At 64.8% G+C, this 15368-nt stretch carries 16 protein-coding genes; 5 read left to right on the top strand and 11 right to left on the bottom strand.

The genetic code is table 11. From position 1 onward, the window contains the following. Positions 1 to 82: 82 nt before the first annotated feature. The 7 genes from der to EDF61_RS14295 all read right to left on the bottom strand — a co-directional run bounded on the left by der (position 83) and on the right by EDF61_RS14295 (position 7054). Positions 83 to 1615, bottom strand: coding sequence for a ribosome biogenesis GTPase Der (gene der, locus EDF61_RS14265; RefSeq protein WP_105659051.1), 1533 nt, complete (start codon positions 1613 to 1615; stop codon positions 83 to 85). A 65-nt stretch (positions 1616 to 1680) separates the two neighbouring features. Continuing rightward, entirely contained in the window at positions 1681 to 2376 is a 696-nt protein-coding gene (gene cmk, locus EDF61_RS14270; RefSeq protein WP_105659050.1) for a (d)CMP kinase, read from the bottom strand. Further along, positions 2358 to 3458, bottom strand: coding sequence for a prephenate dehydrogenase (locus EDF61_RS14275; RefSeq protein ID WP_133834497.1), 1101 nt, complete (start codon positions 3456 to 3458; stop codon positions 2358 to 2360). Before EDF61_RS14275 ends, cmk begins: the two co-directional genes overlap by 19 nt. 3 nt (positions 3459 to 3461) lie before the next feature. Then, positions 3462 to 4571, bottom strand: coding sequence for a pseudouridine synthase (locus EDF61_RS14280; RefSeq protein WP_105659048.1), 1110 nt, complete (start codon positions 4569 to 4571; stop codon positions 3462 to 3464). A 101-nt stretch (positions 4572 to 4672) separates the two neighbouring features. After that, positions 4673 to 5263 (bottom strand): SMC-Scp complex subunit ScpB, encoded by a 591-nt coding sequence (scpB, locus tag EDF61_RS14285; protein ID WP_105659047.1) that lies wholly within the window; start codon positions 5261 to 5263, stop codon positions 4673 to 4675. Beyond that, entirely contained in the window at positions 5256 to 6158 is a 903-nt protein-coding gene (locus tag EDF61_RS14290; RefSeq protein WP_105659046.1) for a segregation and condensation protein A, read from the bottom strand. The genes scpB and EDF61_RS14290 overlap by 8 nt, the downstream gene beginning before the upstream one ends. Beyond that, positions 6158 to 7054: a ParA family protein gene (locus EDF61_RS14295; RefSeq protein WP_013348536.1), complete on the bottom strand. Its 897-nt coding sequence runs from the start codon at positions 7052 to 7054 to the stop codon at positions 6158 to 6160. The genes EDF61_RS14290 and EDF61_RS14295 overlap by 1 nt, the downstream gene beginning before the upstream one ends. A 186-nt stretch (positions 7055 to 7240) precedes the next feature. Here EDF61_RS14295 and EDF61_RS14300 point away from each other — a divergent pair, with 186 nt between their 5' ends. The 3 genes from EDF61_RS14300 to EDF61_RS14310 all read left to right on the top strand — a co-directional run bounded on the left by EDF61_RS14300 (position 7241) and on the right by EDF61_RS14310 (position 8256). Next, positions 7241 to 7621, top strand: coding sequence for a hypothetical protein (locus EDF61_RS14300; protein WP_105659045.1), 381 nt, complete (start codon positions 7241 to 7243; stop codon positions 7619 to 7621). A 44-nt stretch (positions 7622 to 7665) separates the two neighbouring features. Then, the gene (locus tag EDF61_RS19200; protein WP_133834507.1) at positions 7666 to 7836 is read left to right on the top strand and encodes a maleylpyruvate isomerase N-terminal domain-containing protein; all 171 of its coding nucleotides are present in this window, start codon (positions 7666 to 7668) and stop codon (positions 7834 to 7836) included. Between the two features lie 69 nt (positions 7837 to 7905). Further along, complete coding sequence (locus EDF61_RS14310; protein WP_133834498.1) at positions 7906 to 8256, top strand: VOC family protein; 351 nt, start codon at positions 7906 to 7908, stop codon at positions 8254 to 8256. Positions 8257 to 8272: 16 nt separating this feature from the next. Here EDF61_RS14310 and EDF61_RS14315 read toward each other — a convergent pair whose 3' ends face one another. From EDF61_RS14315 to EDF61_RS14325, 3 genes are all read right to left on the bottom strand, one after another. Further along, complete coding sequence (locus tag EDF61_RS14315; protein ID WP_105662547.1) at positions 8273 to 8716, bottom strand: cytidine deaminase family protein; 444 nt, start codon at positions 8714 to 8716, stop codon at positions 8273 to 8275. Positions 8717 to 8725: 9 nt separating this feature from the next. Continuing rightward, complete coding sequence (locus EDF61_RS14320) at positions 8726 to 9337, bottom strand: DUF459 domain-containing protein (RefSeq protein WP_133834499.1); 612 nt, start codon at positions 9335 to 9337, stop codon at positions 8726 to 8728. Positions 9338 to 9452: 115 nt separating this feature from the next. Then, positions 9453 to 10751 (bottom strand): cation:dicarboxylate symporter family transporter, encoded by a 1299-nt coding sequence (locus EDF61_RS14325; protein WP_105659041.1) that lies wholly within the window; start codon positions 10749 to 10751, stop codon positions 9453 to 9455. Between the two features lie 167 nt (positions 10752 to 10918). Between EDF61_RS14325 and EDF61_RS14330 the strand changes: the two genes are divergently transcribed. After that, on the top strand, positions 10919 to 12625 hold the full coding sequence (locus tag EDF61_RS14330) for a sensor histidine kinase (RefSeq protein WP_166650818.1): 1707 nt from the start codon (positions 10919 to 10921) through the stop codon (positions 12623 to 12625). A 14-nt stretch (positions 12626 to 12639) separates the two neighbouring features. Continuing rightward, positions 12640 to 13389, top strand: a complete 750-nt coding sequence (locus EDF61_RS14335) for a response regulator (RefSeq protein WP_133834500.1) — start codon at positions 12640 to 12642, stop codon at positions 13387 to 13389. 13 nt (positions 13390 to 13402) lie between these two features. Here EDF61_RS14335 and EDF61_RS14340 read toward each other — a convergent pair whose 3' ends face one another. Next, positions 13403 to 15319 carry an AMP-binding protein gene (locus EDF61_RS14340; protein ID WP_133834501.1) on the bottom strand — a complete coding sequence of 639 codons (1917 nt, stop codon included), beginning with the start codon at positions 15317 to 15319 and terminating at the stop codon, positions 13403 to 13405. Positions 15320 to 15368 lie beyond the last annotated feature (49 nt).

The raw sequence follows: 15368 nt of genomic DNA on the forward strand, positions 1-15368 counted from the left end.
CCCCAAGTCGTGAGAACCAAGGGTGCCGTCTGCGAAAAGCTCCTTTATTAGCCTACACCAAGTGAAGGGCTAAATTCGAAATTTAGCGATTGCGTCCGCGGCGCTCGCGGATTCGCATCGAAACCTCGATGGGGCTTCCTTCGAAACCGAAGGTTTCGCGCAGCCGCCGGGTGATGAAGCGGCGGTAGCCTGGATCCAGGAAGCCGGTGGTGAACAGCACGAAGCGCGGCGGACGGGCCGAAGCCTGGGTGCCGAACAGGATGCGTGGCTGCTTGCCGCCGCGCACCGGGTGCGGGTGGGCTGCGACAAGTTCGCCCAGGAAGGCGTTCAGCTTGCCCGTTGGAATGCGCTTGTCCCAGGATTCCAGCGCGGTATTCAGTGCGGGAACGAGCTTGTCCTTGTGCCAGCCGGTCTTCGCCGAGATGTTCACGCGCGGTGCCCACTCGATATGGGCAAGGTCGCGCTCGATCTCCTGGTCCAGGTAGTAGCGGCGATCCTCATCCACCTCATCCCACTTGTTGTAGACGATGACCATCGCGCGGCCGGCTTCGATGGCCAGCTGGATGATGCGCACGTCCTGCTCGGAGATGGTTTCATTGGCAGCCAGCAGGATGACGGCGACTTCGGCCTTCTCCAGCGCCGTCTGGGTACGCAACGACGCGTAGTAGTCCGAGCCGACGGCCATGTGCTGGCGGCGGCGGATACCGGCGGTATCCACGAAGCGCCAGACTTCGCCGCCCAGCTCGACAAGTTCGTCCACGGGATCGCGGGTGGTGCCGGCCAGATCGTCGACAACTACGCGCTCGGAGCCGGCCACCTTGTTCAGCAGCGAGGACTTGCCCACATTCGGACGGCCGATCAGCGCAATGCGGCGCGGACCGCCCGATGGGATCATGCCGCCGAAAGCCGAATGGGCCGGCATTTTCTCCATGACAGCGTCCAGCAGGTCGGCGGTGCCGCGGCCGTGCAGGGCCGAGACTGGCCATGGCTGGCCGAATCCCAGTCCCCACAGCGCGGCGGCTTCGGCTTCCTGGTTGAAGTCGTCGACCTTGTTGGCCACTAGGAAGACCGGCTTGCCCTTCTTGCGCAGCATCTTCACCACAGCCTCGTCGGTTGCGGTCGCGCCCACGTGGGAGTCGACCACGAAGAGGATGGCGTCAGCGACGTCGGCGGCAATTTCGGCCTGGTCGGCAACCGAGGCGTGGATGCCCTTGGCATCGTGCTCCCAGCCACCGGTATCGACGATAGTGAATGGGCGTCCCACCCACTCGGCGGAATAGGACACGCGGTCGCGGGTGACGCCCGGGGTATCCTCGACTACCGCTTCGCGGCGGCCCAGGATGCGGTTGACCAAGGTGGACTTGCCGACGTTAGGTCGTCCGATAACAGCCAGGACCGGCGGAATGACAACGTCTTCATCGTCGTCATCGAAGCTATCCAGGCCTGCAAGCAGGGCGGAGTCCTCTTCGTCCAGTTCGTAGTCTTCCAGTCCGCTGAGCAGGGCCTGGGCGCGAACCGCGGCCTCTTCCTCGCTCAGTTCGGCCAGGCGCTCGGCGATATCGTCGTCTCCAACGGGGATGTATTCCTCGTCGTGGGTGGAGTTGTTCTCGCTCATGATTTTCCCTTCACAGCGATCGTAATCTTCATCGGCTCTCGCCGAGGATGGGCACCAGCTTTAGGCTAGTTTTTCGTTGCAGTGCCGACTGCGTCAAGCACTGCGTCGATGGTCTGCTCGAAATCCAGGTCCGAGGAGTCTACGGTCATGACTCCGTCGGCAGCCTGGGTGAAGTTCACCACGGTGGAGTCCTTCGCATCGCGCGCCAGCACCTGGGTAGCCAGCTGCGACTCGTTCTGCGATCCGCCCAGCTGCAGGCCGCGGCGGCGCAGGCGGGCTTCTTCCGATGCGGTCAGCAGGATGCGCGCATCGGCATCCGGGGCGACCACGGTGGTGATGTCGCGGCCTTCGGCCACGATGCGGGTGTTGGCCGCAATGATTTCCTGCTGGCGGCGGACCAGTTCGGCACGCGCGTCCAGGTTGGTGGCAACGGTGGAAACCTGCTCGGAGATGCGTGGTTCGCGGATTGCCGCGGTCACGTCTACACCGCCGATTTCAACCAGTTCAGCATCAGGATCGACCGAGATGGACAGCTTGGCATCGCGCACGGCCTGGGCAATGGCCTCGGCGTTGGACAGATCGGTGCCATCGGCGAGCACCGAGTAGGTGATCGCACGGTACATGGCGCCGGTGTCCAGGTAGGCTGCGCCCAGCTTGCGGGCGACGGCCTTGGAGACCGAGGACTTGCCGGAGCCGCTAGGGCCGTCGATGGCAATAACCAGCTTGTCGTTGTTCAAGGTGCTCACTGGGCTACCTTCCATCCGTTCTTGGTCAATACATCTATCAATTCATCGCGCCGGCCGGGCACGACCGAAACATCCACCATGCCGACCTGATGGCCCGCGGAGTGCTCCATGCGCAAATCCTCGATGTTGATCTGCGCGTCGCCGATTTCGGTCAGCAACTGGGCGATCTGCCCCGGCCGGTCATCGATCACGACGGTGACCAACGCGAACGCCTGCGGCGGTGCGCCGTGCTTGCCCGGAATCCGGGCCTTGCCGGCGTTGCCTTCGGTCATCAGCTGCGAGAGGTCCAGCAGCGCGCCGGGGCCCTGCGGGTTCTGCAGCGTGCTGATCAGCCGGTCAAGATCTTCCTTCATCCCGGTCAGGATCGGCACCAGTGCGGCGGCATTGTGCGAGAAGATCTGGATCCAGAGCTTCTCGTCGCTGGCCGCGATGCGCGTGGTGTCGCGCAGCCCGTTGCCCGCCAAGGCCAGCTGGTGGCTTTCGGCGTTCAGCAGGCGCGAGGCGATCATCGAGCTGGCCGCTTGCGGGAAGTGGCTGATCAGCGCGACGGACTCATCGTGCTCGGCCACGCTCATCCGGTACATGGTCGCACCCAGGTCGATGGCCAGGGATTCGGCGGCTTTAACCCGCGAAGCCTGCGCGCCTTCATGGGCGCAGATGACCCACGGCATGGAGGTGAACAATTCGCCACGGGCCGCGGCCGGTCCGGACTTCTCCCGGCCCGCCATCGGGTGCGTCCCCACATAGCGGGAAGTCTCAGCCTCGCCCAGCCGCTCGTCCGCCAGCACGCCGGCCAGGATCGAGCCCTTGACACTGGCGATGTCCACCACGGCCGCGTTCGGATAGGCCAGCAGCGCGTCGCCCACCAGGGCGGAGGTGACATCCGGTGGAGCACCGATCACGACCAGTTCCGGGGCGATCTGCTGGTGCTCCAGCAGCACCCCGGCGCCAATGTCCTGGGCTACTCCGGCAGCGGTCGGCGAAATATCCGACAGGTAGACGTGCACGCCCTTGGCGCGCAGGCCCAATCCCACCGAGGTGCCCAGCAAGCCGGTGCCGATGACCAGCACCGGGCCTGCAAGGTGAGAAGACGCCATGGGCTACATCCCCACCATGGCCATGAGGTGCCCGACTTCCTGGTTGCCCAGGGAGCGGATGGTGCCCTGCTTCTGGTCGCCCAGCAGCACCGGACCCACGGCAACGCGCACCAGGCGCTGGACCGGGTGGCCTACGGCGTCGAACATGCGGCGCACGATGCGGTTGCGGCCCGAGTGCAGGGTCACCTCGACCATCACGTGCTTCGGTGTGGTGGCGATGATCTTCAGGTCATCGACCTTGATCCAGCCATCTTCGAGCTTGATTCCCTCGCGCAGCTGGTTGCTTACCGCACGCGGCAGCGGGCCGGGGATCTGCACCAGGTAGGTCTTGGGGACTTCGTACTTCGGGTGCTGCAGGCGGTTGGCCAGCTCGCCGTCGTTGGTCAGGATCAAGACGCCTTCGGTCTTGTAGTCCAGTCGGCCAACGTGGAACAAGCGCAGCGAGTGGTGCTCGTTCTTGAAGTAGTCGGCGATGGTGCGGCGGCCCTCCGGGTCATCCATGGTGCACATCACGTGCTTCGGCTTGTTGAAGACGAAGTAGCGGTTTGCCTGGTTCATCTGGATGCGCATGCCATCGACGTGGATGCGGTCCTTGGCTGGATCCACGCGCGAACCCAGCTCGACGACCAGGTTGCCGTTGACCTCGACGCGGCCTTCGAGGATCATCTCCTCGCAGACGCGGCGCGAGGCCACCCCGGCGTTGGCCATGGCCTTCTGCAGGCGGATGCCGTCCTGCTGCTCGCCGTTGATCTCGCGAGCTGCCTGGCTTTCGGCACGAGCCTGGGCGCGGGCGCGCTGGGTCGGGCGCGCATAGTTGGTCGGCACGGAGTTGCCGAAGCGTTCCTTGCCGAAAGCACGCTCGGAGTTCTTGCGCGGTGCTGCGGTGTTGCGCTTGGCCGAATTCGACTTTTCCCCTGGCTTGCCCGAGGCGGACTTGCCATACGGCTTCTCGCCGAATGGCTTCTCGCCGAAGGACTTGCCACCGGTGCGGCCTGCACCGCCTGGCTTGCCGTAGGCCTTGCCGCCGGTAGTGCCGCGGCCGCCTGCTGGCTTGCCGCCGAAGTTTGAATTGTTGCCGCGATCGTTGCGGCCTGAGGATGGTCCCCTGCTCATGCTTGCCTGTGTCCCTTGCTGTTACGTGTTCGCTGCGCGAGCCCGCCAGTCTTGGGGCTTCACGCGTGGTTGGTCCGTTGTAGCTGCCGGCTGGCAGCTACCTAGTCGTCGTAGGTTGCCGAATCGAGCGATTCGAGGTCGGCCACCCCGGGAAGATACGGGGACAGCGCAGGCAACTCATCAAGCGAGCCCAGTCCCAGTCGTTCCAGGAAGTATTCGGTGGTTTGGTACAGCGTCGCTCCGCCATCCCCAACTTCCGGATACTCCGTGATCAATCCGCGGGTGAGCAGCGTGCGCACCACTGAATCGACGTTGACGCCTCGAATCGCCGAAATACGTCCACGCGAGACCGGCTGTCGGTAAGCGATGACAGCCAGGGTTTCTAGGGCGGCCTGTGACAGGCGTGCTGTCTGCCCGTCGAGCACATAACTGGAGACGAAATCGGCGTAATCGGCCCGCGAATAGAAGCGCCACCCGGAGGCGACGCGACGCAGTTCAAATCCGCGCGGGCGATCCTTACTATCATACTCGGTAGCAAGGGTCTCCAAAGCGGCGGCAACCCTGGCGGTGGGGACTTCGAAGATTTCGGCCAAACGCGCCGAAGATACGGGGATATCGGCGACCATCAGCACCGCTTCAAGGCCCGATTCCAGGCCTCCTGGCAGCTGGTCAATGGGTGCAATCTCACTCATGATCCACCTCACCACCACTCCCCTCGTAGTCGTCTTGCACGGCCTGCGCATCGAAACTGGACTCCTGGACCAGCGAGATCAGCAGCGGGCCGAGCGGATCTTCCTGCGCAAAGCTAATGGCTCTCTGCCTGAACATCTCCAACAATGCCAGAAAACGCACGACCACCACCAGCTGCGCATCCGCGTCTGCCACCAGTTCGGTGAATGCCAGCGTGCCGCGGGCTTCGAGCAGGGCGGTGATCGCATCGGCTTCCTCGGCAATGGTGACGTTCGCCCCGTGCAGGTGCCCGATGCCGACCTCTGTTTCCGGTTCCGGCTTCGGCGCCAGCGCCTTGGCCGCCATCGCGGCCAAGGCGTCGGGCCCGATGCTGAACACCAGTTCCGGCAGCAGGGCAGCGAACTGCGGTTCCAGCGAGACTTCGCGGGGATGGCGCGCTCCCTCGATTCCGTAGCGTTCGCCCAAGAACTCGGCGGCCTGCTTGAAGGCCTTGTACTGCAGCAGCCGCGCGAAAAGCAGGTCGCGGGCTTCGAGCAGCTCGAAGTCCTCCTCATCGGCCATTTCGCCGCGCGGCAGCAAGCGGGCCGCCTTCAAATCCAGCAGCGTGGAGGCGACCACGAGGAATTCGGTGGTTTCATCGAGCACCTTCATCCCGTCGCTCCCCTCGGCGGCACTGGTGGCTTGCAGCTCGCGCAGGTAGGCGATGAATTCGTCGGTGACCTCTGCCAACGCGACCTCGGTAATATCCAGCTCGCGTTTGGTAATCAGGTGCAGCAGCACATCGAAGGGCCCGTTGAAATTCTGCAGGGCAAGGCGAAAACCGCCAGCCGATTCCTGCTCAGCTCCTGCTGGCGTGGTGGAATCGGTGGCGGCTTCTTCGCTGAGCGTGGCGCTCATTACGGGGCACCACCACGCCAAATCAGTTCGCGGGCGAGGTTGCGGTAGGCCTCAGCGCCCGGGTGGTTGGCGGCGTAGGAAGTAATCGGTTCGGCGGCCACGTTCGCGTCGGCGAACTTGATGGTGCGCTTGATGACGGTCTCGAAGAGCTTGTCGCCGAAGGCCTCATCCAGCCGGGTGATGACCTCGCGGCTGTGCAGGGTGCGGGCGTCGTACATGGTGGCCACCACGCCGTCCAACTCCAGCACCTGGTTCAGCCGGTCCTTGACCTTGTCGATGGTTTCCATCAGCAATGCCACCGCACGCAGCGCAAAGAACTCTGCGGTCAGCGGGATGATCACGCCATGGGCGGCGGTGAGCGCGTTGATGGTCAGCAGGCCCAGCGATGGCTGGCAGTCGATGAGCACCACATCGTAGTCGTCGATGACATTGCGCAGCGCACGTTCCAGCACCTGCTCGCGGGCGACCTCGTTGACCAGCTGCACCTCGGCTGCGGACAAATCGATGTTGGCTGGCAGCAGATCGATGTTCTCGACGTCGGTCTTCACGATGGCGTCGGTGATCTTCACCTTGCGGTCCATCAGCACGTTGTAGACGGTGATGTCCATTTCATGCGGGTTGGTTCCGAAGCCGGCAGACAGCGCGCCCTGCGGGTCGAAGTCCACCAGCAGCACCTTGCGGCCGTACTCGGCGAGCGCGGCGGCGAGATTGATGGTGGAGGTGGTCTTGCCAACGCCGCCCTTCTGGTTCACCATGGCGATCACGCGTGCCGGGCCGTGCGATGGCAACGGTGCTGGCACGGGGAAATCTGTCAATGGCTTGCCAGTAGGACCCACTGGGCGAGGCTCCTTGAGCATCCCCGCTCCGCGGTGCTTGTTTCCCTGTTCCTCGCTCACGATGGGTAAACCACACTTCCCGTTCGATAAACCTGATTCTTCGAGCTGTAAGCTCTTTTCAAGGTTATCGGTCGAAGCAAAAGATCTTGGTTTTTTGGGTTCTTCCACGGCGAGCCTTTACCTTGAACCTTAGCTCTAATGTTGTATGCGAGCTGAACGCAATCTGGCATTTACGGGAAGGGCGCGATGCGCACCATTGAAAAGCTCGCCAGCTGGGCGGAAGCCGAGCCAGGCAGCAAGCAGGCAAGGGTCCGTGTGCTCCTCCAGGCCCAACTGGACGACGGGCTATTCATCGTGGTGCTCGACGACCGCGGATGGTCCAGCAGCGAAGAATGGGCGCAGGTGACGCCGGCCGGAATCCGCGAAACCGCGTTGGTTGTGGTGGGCCCGGATGAACCGGCACCGGGGTGGACACGGGCCGAGGAGCTGCATGCTTATTGGGAGTACATCCAGTCGATTCTCGCTGCGCAACAGCTGCACGCGTCGATCGACGAGCTGATGGCTCTGGATCATGAGGTCCAGTTCGGCCCGCGCCTGCAGCGCCTGCTCACCGCGGCCGGCCACTGACCTGTGTGCTTCTGGGCCGAAAACCGGAATCATCATGAGCCAGGATTCCCGCGCCATGCACCGCTTGGACGGTACGCGACCTGCTCGACCACCCCTGCGATCTGGCCCAAGCCACCGGCCAGGCACTGGAGGGTGATCCTGCCGTGGAGTCCCCGGCTGGGCAGCGCCCTGGTGCCCAGCCCGATCATCCGCTGGCTATTCGGATAAGTTCTTGATCCTGGCGCATTCCGGTGGTCGAATGGTTCCACACGCGCCGGCATCCGGCGGCATAAGGGGCGAGGCAGATGTTCACGGGAATGCTCAGCAATTGCACGGTATCGAATTTGGCCCGAGCCGAGCACTGGTACGCGCGGCTCTTCAACCGGGCGCCGGACCAGCGGCCCATGGACGGGCTGCTCGAATGGCATCTGGCCCCGGGATTCGGAGTCCAGGTCTTCGCGGAGCCCGACCGTGCCGGATACAGCACGCTGGTCCTGGAAGTGGCCGACCTCGACGCGCAGGCCGCGCGCCTGCTGGATGCGGGCATCGGGCATCACGGCCCGCAGCCCGGCGGCGGAGCACGGATCGTGCAGCTGCAGGATCCCGACGGCAACCGGGTGATGCTCGCTTCGCCCTTGCCCGGCCTCTCGCGCTGAGCCGGGCATCAGGCTCTCAGGCTTGCTCGGCCAACCAGTCGAAAGACAACGGCAGCAGCTCGCGAATGCCGATGCTGCGCGCCCCGTGCGGGGTATCGACGATGACCCGCAGCCACGGATAGCTATCAGCCATCACCTGGCGGCAGCGCCCGCACGGGTTTTTGATGCCGCGCCCCTGGTTGCCCACTGCCACCACCACCTGCGGATCCCTTGCCCCGGCCGCACGGGCCGCACCGAAGGCCACCAGCTCTGCACACGGGCCTCCGGTGAAGTGGTAGAAATTCACGCCCGCGTGCATGGCGCCGTCGGCAGCCAGCACCGCGGCACCCATGGTGTGCACTCCGTCGCCGCCATCGGGCGCGTCGGTTGCTGCCTCAATGGTCCGCCGGGCGAGTTCGACCAGTTCTTCTTCGGCGTCTGCCAGTGCACGATACTGCTGCCGGTGCGGTGTCCCGTTCATTGCTCCAGCCTAGCTGCCCAGTTCCGCAAGCCACGGGTCCCAAGCCTGGCTGGCCATCCCCGCCAGCAGGTCGTAGCCTGCTGCGCGCGGGTGCGCTCCATCATCGGCGGCCACTTGGCGGCGCCACAGCTCATGTTCCGCGAGATCCCCGAACACGCTTAGATAAGGCACATTCCTCGATGCGCACCGTGCCCGCATTTGCGCATCCAGCTCGCGCAGTTCCGCGTTCAATGCATCATCGGCGATCGGCGGCGGACCGATCATGAGAACCGGCCAATTGCGTTCCTTTGCCGCATCCAGGATGGCCTCGAGGTTCTGGATCCGTTCTCCGGCGGCCACCCGCGACTTCGCGTCCCAGCGGATCACGTCGTTGACTCCGAAGCAGAGCACCACGCCTGGCGCGTAATCCCCTGGCGGAAAGCGTGCGGCGCATTCAGCTTCGAATCGCTGCCGGATCATGGCGCTGGTATCGCCGCGAACACCGAGGTTGTAGCCGGTGAGCCCATGGCCCCGTTCGATTCCCCGGGCGACCAGCCGCCCTGCCCATCCGCGATGGGTTTCATCGCCGACTCCTGCGACGAAGGAATCGCCGACAAAGCACACTCGTACCGCTGAACCCATGATGCCTTTCCGCCTGCTGGCTGCTGCGCCCGGCTGGGCCCTATCTTGCCAAAGGCGCCCAGACGCAGAAAATCCGTTACCCGAACGTGTCGGATAACGGATTTCCAGCAAGGTCCTAGTGGCCTTCGACGCTGCTCTCGTCGAATGGAAGGCTGCCCGCTAGTACGGCCTTGGCCTGGTCCATGTCGATCTCCCTGGTCCACTTGCCGATCAGCAAGGTTGCCACGGCGTTGCCGGTGAAGTTGGTCAGCGCGCGGGCCTCGGACATGAACTTGTCGATGCCCACGATCACGCCCATGCCGTCCAGCAGTTCCGGGCGGTGCGACTGCAGGCCGGCTGCCAGGGTGGCCAGGCCGGCGCCGGTCACGCCGGCTGCGCCCTTGGAAGCGATGATCATGAAGACCAGCAGGCCGATCTGCTCGCTCAGGCTCATGGGCATGCCCATGGCCGTTGAGACGAAGAGTGCCGCCATGGTCAGGTAGATGGCGGTGCCATCGAGGTTGAAGGAGTAGCCGGTAGGCACGGTGATGCCCACGACGGGCTTGGACACCCCTGCGTGCTCCATCTTGGCGATCAGGCGCGGCAGTGCCGACTCGGAGGATGAGGTGGAGAAGATCAGCAGGTATTCGCGAGCCAGGTACTTCAGCAGCAGGAAGATGTTCAGGCCGGTGACCAGGCGCAACAGGGAACCGAGGACGACGACGATGAAGAGCGCGCAGGTGACGTAGAAGGCACCCATGAGGATCGCCATCGAGCCGATGGCGGCCCAGCCGGTAGCGCCGACCACTGCGGCAATGGCACCGAAGGCACCGATCGGGGCAGCCCACATGATCATCATCATCAGGCGGAAGACCACCGCCTGGATGTGCTTGACTGCGTTGAGCACAGGCTCGCCGGACTTGCCCATGGACTGCAGCGCGAAGCCGACCAGCAGGGCCAGCACCAGGGTCGGCAGCACGGGGATGTCGCCCGGAATCATTTCCAGCAGGAAGGCCACGGTGGAGTTCTCCCCGCCGCCGGATCCCGACTCGTACGGCTCGAGCTTCAGCCCCGAACCCGGGTGGATGATGTTGCCGACGACCAGGCCGATGGCCAGCGCAAAGGTGGACATGGTGATGAAGTACAGCAGCGCCAGGCCGCCGACCTTGCCGACGGTTGCCGCCTTGGCAATGGAACCAACGCCCAGGACGATGGTGCAGAAGATGACTGGACCGATCAGCATCTTGATCAGTGCGACGAATCCGGTGCCCAGGGGCTTGAGGGCCTTGCCCACCTCCGGGGCCAGCAGGCCGACCGCTGCGCCGAGCACCACGGCGGCAATCACCATGATGTACAGCCAGTGGGTCTTGTCTTTCTTCTTCGTTCCGGCCTGCGGCGAATTGCCTGCCGGCGGCATCTGGTCTGTGACAGCCATGGTAGTCCTACCCTTGTGAGCGCATGGAACCGAACCGTGCACCCTTGCACAGCCGGCATTACGTAGAATCGTTCTGTATCCATGGTGCGGTTCGAAGTGATCCGCATCTCCATTGCGTTCATATTGGTCACGCGGTGAACAGTACAAGGACCAGGCAGCACAAGGAGATGAGCGCAGTGACCGATCATTTCACCGACCTGTCGCTGGCCCGCCCCACCCGCGAGGCCGCCTCCCCCGCACCGCTCAGCCGCGACGGCTGGTCCCTGGCGGTAGTCATCTTCGCCGCCCAGATGCTGGTGGTCATCTTCGTCGTCGTGGGCCTGGCGGTCGCCACCTACCAGCACCAGGCGCAGGTGATCCAGGATGACAAGCAGGCCACGGTGGCCACGATTTCCATCACCCTGGCCAACGATCCTTTCGTGTCCCAGGCCCTGGCCGGCGATCACCCCACCGAGCAGCTGCAGCCCTACACCGACAAGATCCTGGACCGCGGGCAAGGCGTGGATTTCATTACGATCATGACCCCCGATGCCCTGCGCGTCACCCACCCCGACCCCGAGCAGCTGGGCAAGGGATATTCGGGCAGCATCAACCAGGCGCTGGCCGGCCAGACCCACAACGAGGTGGCCGCGGGCACCTTGGGCCTTTCGGTGCGCACCATCGCCCCGGTCTACCACGACGGCGAGCTGGTGGGGATGGTCTCTTCGGGCATCACGCTGGAGAGCCTGGAGTCGATCTACCGCAGCGAACTTCCGCAGATCATGACCGTTTCGGCGCTGGCCCTGCTGCTGGCGGGTTTCAGCTCATGGTCCTTCTCCCGCTACGTCAACCAGGCCACGCTCGGCTTCGGCCCGCACGGGCTGCGCCGGCTCTACGCCTTCTACTTCTCGGCCCTGCACTCGGTTCGCGAGGGCCTGGTCCTGCTGGACCGGCGGCACCGCATCGTGCTCTACAACCAGGAAGCTTCCAGATTGCTCGGCTTCCCCGAGGAAGTGCCTTCCGGCGGATTGGACCTCGACCAGGTGCAGATCCCCGAAACCCTGCGCACCCTGATGGCGACCGGACGCAGCTGCAAGGACGAAATCCATTTGGGCACCCACACCGTGCTGTCCATTTCCCAGGGCCCGGCCCGCCTGACCAACGCGCGATTGCCTCGCCGCGGCGGGCTGCCGGCCCGCTGGTTCGGTTCCCAGCCGGTGACCGGCCAGGTCATGACGCTGCGCGATTTGACCGAAGTGCAGGAACTGGCCGGCGAAGTGCAATCGCTGAAGACCTTCTCCACCGCCCTGCGAGCGCAAACCCATGAGCATGCCAACCGCCTGCACACCATTGCCACGCTGATCGAAAATGGCCAGAGCGACAAGGCGCTGGCCTTCGCGGTCGATGACCGCCAGCATTCGCAGAAGCTCACCGATGCGATCGTGCATTCCATCGACGACGTCTACCTTTCCAGCCTGCTGGTGGCCAAGGCCGCCCAAGCCCATGAGCGCGGCGTGAAGCTCGATATCAACGCGCAGGGCATGATTCCGGGCAATGCCTTTGCCGCCACCGACATCGTCACCATCGTCGGCAACCTGCTGGATAACGCGCTGGATGCTTCGGCGGGCACCCAGGACGCGACGGTGTGGGTGGAAGTGGCCGCGGCCGATGACGAGCTGATCATCGCGGTAGCCGATTCCGGCCCGGGCATCGAACCCGAGTTCCTCGATCAGCTGCTGCGCTTCGGGGCCAGCACCAAGGCCGGCGGCCAGCCGCGCGGCCTGGGGCTGGCGCTGGTGCAGCAGGCGGTGCTCCGGCTAGGTGGCACAATGGGTGTTGATAACGATGCCGGCGCAATCTTCACCGTCACCTTGCCCTTGAGAATCAGCGATTAGCCCAGGAGGGTACCGTGCACGAATCCCCTGCAGCCACGCCCCCGCCGGGCACCGCCTCGCACAGCTTCAAGGTGCTCGTGGTCGACGACGAGCCGCAAACCGCCGCCTCCCACGCCAAGTACGTCAACCGCGTTCCGGGATTCGCCACCGGCGCCATTGCCGCCAACGGCCAGCAGGCGCTCGGGCTCTTGGCCGCGGCCCGCGATGCCCACGACCCCTTTGACCTGGTCCTGCTGGATATGACCCTGCCCGACCTGCACGGCATCGACGTCGCCAAGCGCATGCGCGGCCGCGGGCTGACCACCGACATCATCGCCATTACCGCGGTGCGGGACCTGGCTGTGGTGCGTTCGGCGGTAGCCACCGGAATCACCCAGTACCTGATCAAGCCCTTCACCTTCGCGGCGTTCACCGAGAAATTGGAGAACCACCGGCGGTTCATTTCCGAGATCAGCTCCACCGGCCCGGATACCAGCCAGGCCGCGCTGGATAATGCGTTCTCGGCCCTGCGCACCACCAGCGCTTCCGCGTCCCTGCCCAAGGGGCTGATTCCGGAAACGCTGGCGCAGATCACCGACCATCTGCGCAGCAAGCCCGATACCTGCCTGTCAGCGACCGAGCTCGGAGAAGAGCTGGGTATCTCCCGGGTCACCGCCCGGCGCTATCTGGAGCATCTTGCCGAGGTCAAGGCCGTGGTCAAGCAGCCCCGGCATGGCACGCGAGGCCGCCCGGAATACGAATACCGGGCAGCCTCGCGCAGCTAGGCTCTGGTTTCCCCTAGGCTTCGGGACGCAGTAGCGGCACCAGCTCGTCGAGCACCGCGGTGTCCTCGATGGTCGACGGGACCGAGTAGTCCTTGCCATCGGCAATCTGCCGCATGGTCTTGCGCAGGATCTTGCCCGAACGGGTTTTGGGCAGCGCCGCCACGACGGTGACTTCGCGGAAGTCGGCCACCGCGCCGATATGCTGGCGCACCAGCGCGACGATTTCCTTCTTCAGCGTTTCCTCCTGAATCTGCACACCGGACTTGAGCACCACATAGCCGCTGGCCCGCTGGCCCTTGAGCGCGTCGGCCAGGCCGATCACCGCGCATTCGGCCACGGCGGGATGGCTCGCCAGCACCTGCTCCATGGCACCGGTGGACAGGCGGTGCCCGGACACGTTGATCACGTCATCGGTTCGCCCCATGACGAACAGGTAGCCGTCGTCGTCCAGGAAGCCGGAATCGCCGGTGAGGTAGCACCCCTGGATCTGCGAGAGGTAGGTGTCGATGAAGCGCTGGTCGTTGCCCCACAGGGTGGTCAAGGCGCCGGGCGGCAAGGGCAGCCGGACAACGATGTTGCCTTCCTGGTTCGCGCCGAGCTGCTCGCCCAGCGCATCGCGGATCTGCACGTCGAACCCCGGTACCGGGGTGGTCGGCGAACCGGCCTTGGCAGGCAGCTCTTCCAGGCCCAGCGGGTTGGACGCGATCGGCCAGCCGGTTTCGGTCTGCCACCAGTTATCCACCACGGGGATGCCCAGCAGCTTCGAGGCGAAGTGGTAGGTATCCGGATCCAGCCGCTCGCCGGCGACGAACAGCGCACGCAGCGATGACAGATCGTGGCTGGCGATCATCGCGCCTTCCGGGTCGGCCTTGCGCACCGCGCGCAGCGCAGTCGGCGCGGTGAACATCGTGGTGACCTTGTGGTCCTCGATGATCCGGCCGAACGCGCCGGCATCCGGAGTGCCGATGGGCTTGCCCTCGTAGAGCACCGTGGTGGCCCCGGCGATCAGCGGCGCATAGACGATGTAGGAGTGTCCGACCACCCAGCCCACGTCGGAGGCGGTGAACATGGTGTCTCCCGGATGCACGTCGTAGACCGCGTTCATGGAGTACTGCAGGGCCGTGGCGTAGCCGCCGGTGTCGCGCACCACGCCCTTGGGGGCACCGGTGGTTCCCGAGGTGTAGAGCACGTAGAGCGGGTGGGTGGATGGCACGGAGACCGGCCCGGCCGGCGAGGCGGTCTTCGCCTGCTCTTCCCAGTCCAGCCAATTGATCTGCTGGCCGTTGACCGGCTTTGCCTGGTATTCGTCCAGGCCGTGCTCGAAGCCATCGCGGTGGGCAACGATCACGTCCCTGACCGCAGGCTCGGCCAGGCCCAGCGCTTCGGCCACTGCCGGCAGGTATTCGATGCGGCGGCTTGGCTCGATGCCGCCGGAGGCGGTAATGATCGCGACCGGGGCGCAGTCGGTGATGCGGGCCGCCAGTTCCTTGGGCGCGAAGCCGCCGAAGACCACCGAGTGGATTGCACCCAGGCGTGCGCAAGCAAGCATCGCGATGGCCGCCTGCGGGATCATCGGCAGGTAGACCAGCACGCGGTCACCGGCCTTCACGCCGCGTCCGGCCAGCACGCCGGCGAAGATTTCCACTTCGCGCAGCAGTTCGGAGTAGGAGTATGTGGTGGCGGTGCCCAGCATTGCCGAATCGTAGACCAAGGCGGCGCTCTCTCCGCGTCCGGCTTCGACGTGGCGGTCCAGCGCATTGGCCGAAAGGTTCAGCATGCCATCCGGGAACCAGCCATACAGCGGCTTGCGCGAATCATCCAGCGCAATCCGCGGCGCCTTGTCCCAATGGATATCCCGGGCAGCTTGCAGCCAGAATGCGGCGGGGTCATTGGTGGCTTGGTCATAGGCCTGGCGGTATTCCTGCACCATGGTTCTCTCCTCCTGGCACCGGGGCATCATCATCCGGCACCTGTGTGGT

Origin of the sequence: Arthrobacter sp. JUb115, assembly GCF_004365035.1 — a bacterium.
Lineage (GTDB): Bacteria > Actinomycetota > Actinomycetes > Actinomycetales > Micrococcaceae > Glutamicibacter.

Excerpts from the sequence above, each read along its gene's own strand:
- der (WP_105659051.1), bottom strand. The coding sequence starts at position 1,615 with ATGAGCGAGAACAACTCCACCCACGACGAGGAATACATCCCCGTTGGA.
- EDF61_RS14300 (WP_105659045.1), top strand. The coding sequence starts at position 7,241 with ATGCGCACCATTGAAAAGCTCGCCAGCTGGGCGGAAGCCGAGCCAGGC.
- EDF61_RS14330 (WP_166650818.1), top strand. The coding sequence starts at position 10,919 with ATGAGCGCAGTGACCGATCATTTCACCGACCTGTCGCTGGCCCGCCCC.
- EDF61_RS14315 (WP_105662547.1), bottom strand. The coding sequence starts at position 8,716 with ATGAACGGGACACCGCACCGGCAGCAGTATCGTGCACTGGCAGACGCC.
- scpB (WP_105659047.1), bottom strand. The coding sequence starts at position 5,263 with ATGAGTGAGATTGCACCCATTGACCAGCTGCCAGGAGGCCTGGAATCG.
- EDF61_RS14340 (WP_133834501.1), bottom strand. The coding sequence starts at position 15,319 with ATGGTGCAGGAATACCGCCAGGCCTATGACCAAGCCACCAATGACCCC.
- EDF61_RS14275 (WP_133834497.1), bottom strand. The coding sequence starts at position 3,458 with ATGGCGTCTTCTCACCTTGCAGGCCCGGTGCTGGTCATCGGCACCGGC.
- EDF61_RS14290 (WP_105659046.1), bottom strand. The coding sequence starts at position 6,158 with ATGAGCGCCACGCTCAGCGAAGAAGCCGCCACCGATTCCACCACGCCA.
- EDF61_RS14280 (WP_105659048.1), bottom strand. The coding sequence starts at position 4,571 with ATGAGCAGGGGACCATCCTCAGGCCGCAACGATCGCGGCAACAATTCA.
- EDF61_RS14320 (WP_133834499.1), bottom strand. The coding sequence starts at position 9,337 with ATGGGTTCAGCGGTACGAGTGTGCTTTGTCGGCGATTCCTTCGTCGCA.
- cmk (WP_105659050.1), bottom strand. The coding sequence starts at position 2,376 with ATGGAAGGTAGCCCAGTGAGCACCTTGAACAACGACAAGCTGGTTATT.
- EDF61_RS14310 (WP_133834498.1), top strand. The coding sequence starts at position 7,906 with ATGTTCACGGGAATGCTCAGCAATTGCACGGTATCGAATTTGGCCCGA.
- EDF61_RS14325 (WP_105659041.1), bottom strand. The coding sequence starts at position 10,751 with ATGGCTGTCACAGACCAGATGCCGCCGGCAGGCAATTCGCCGCAGGCC.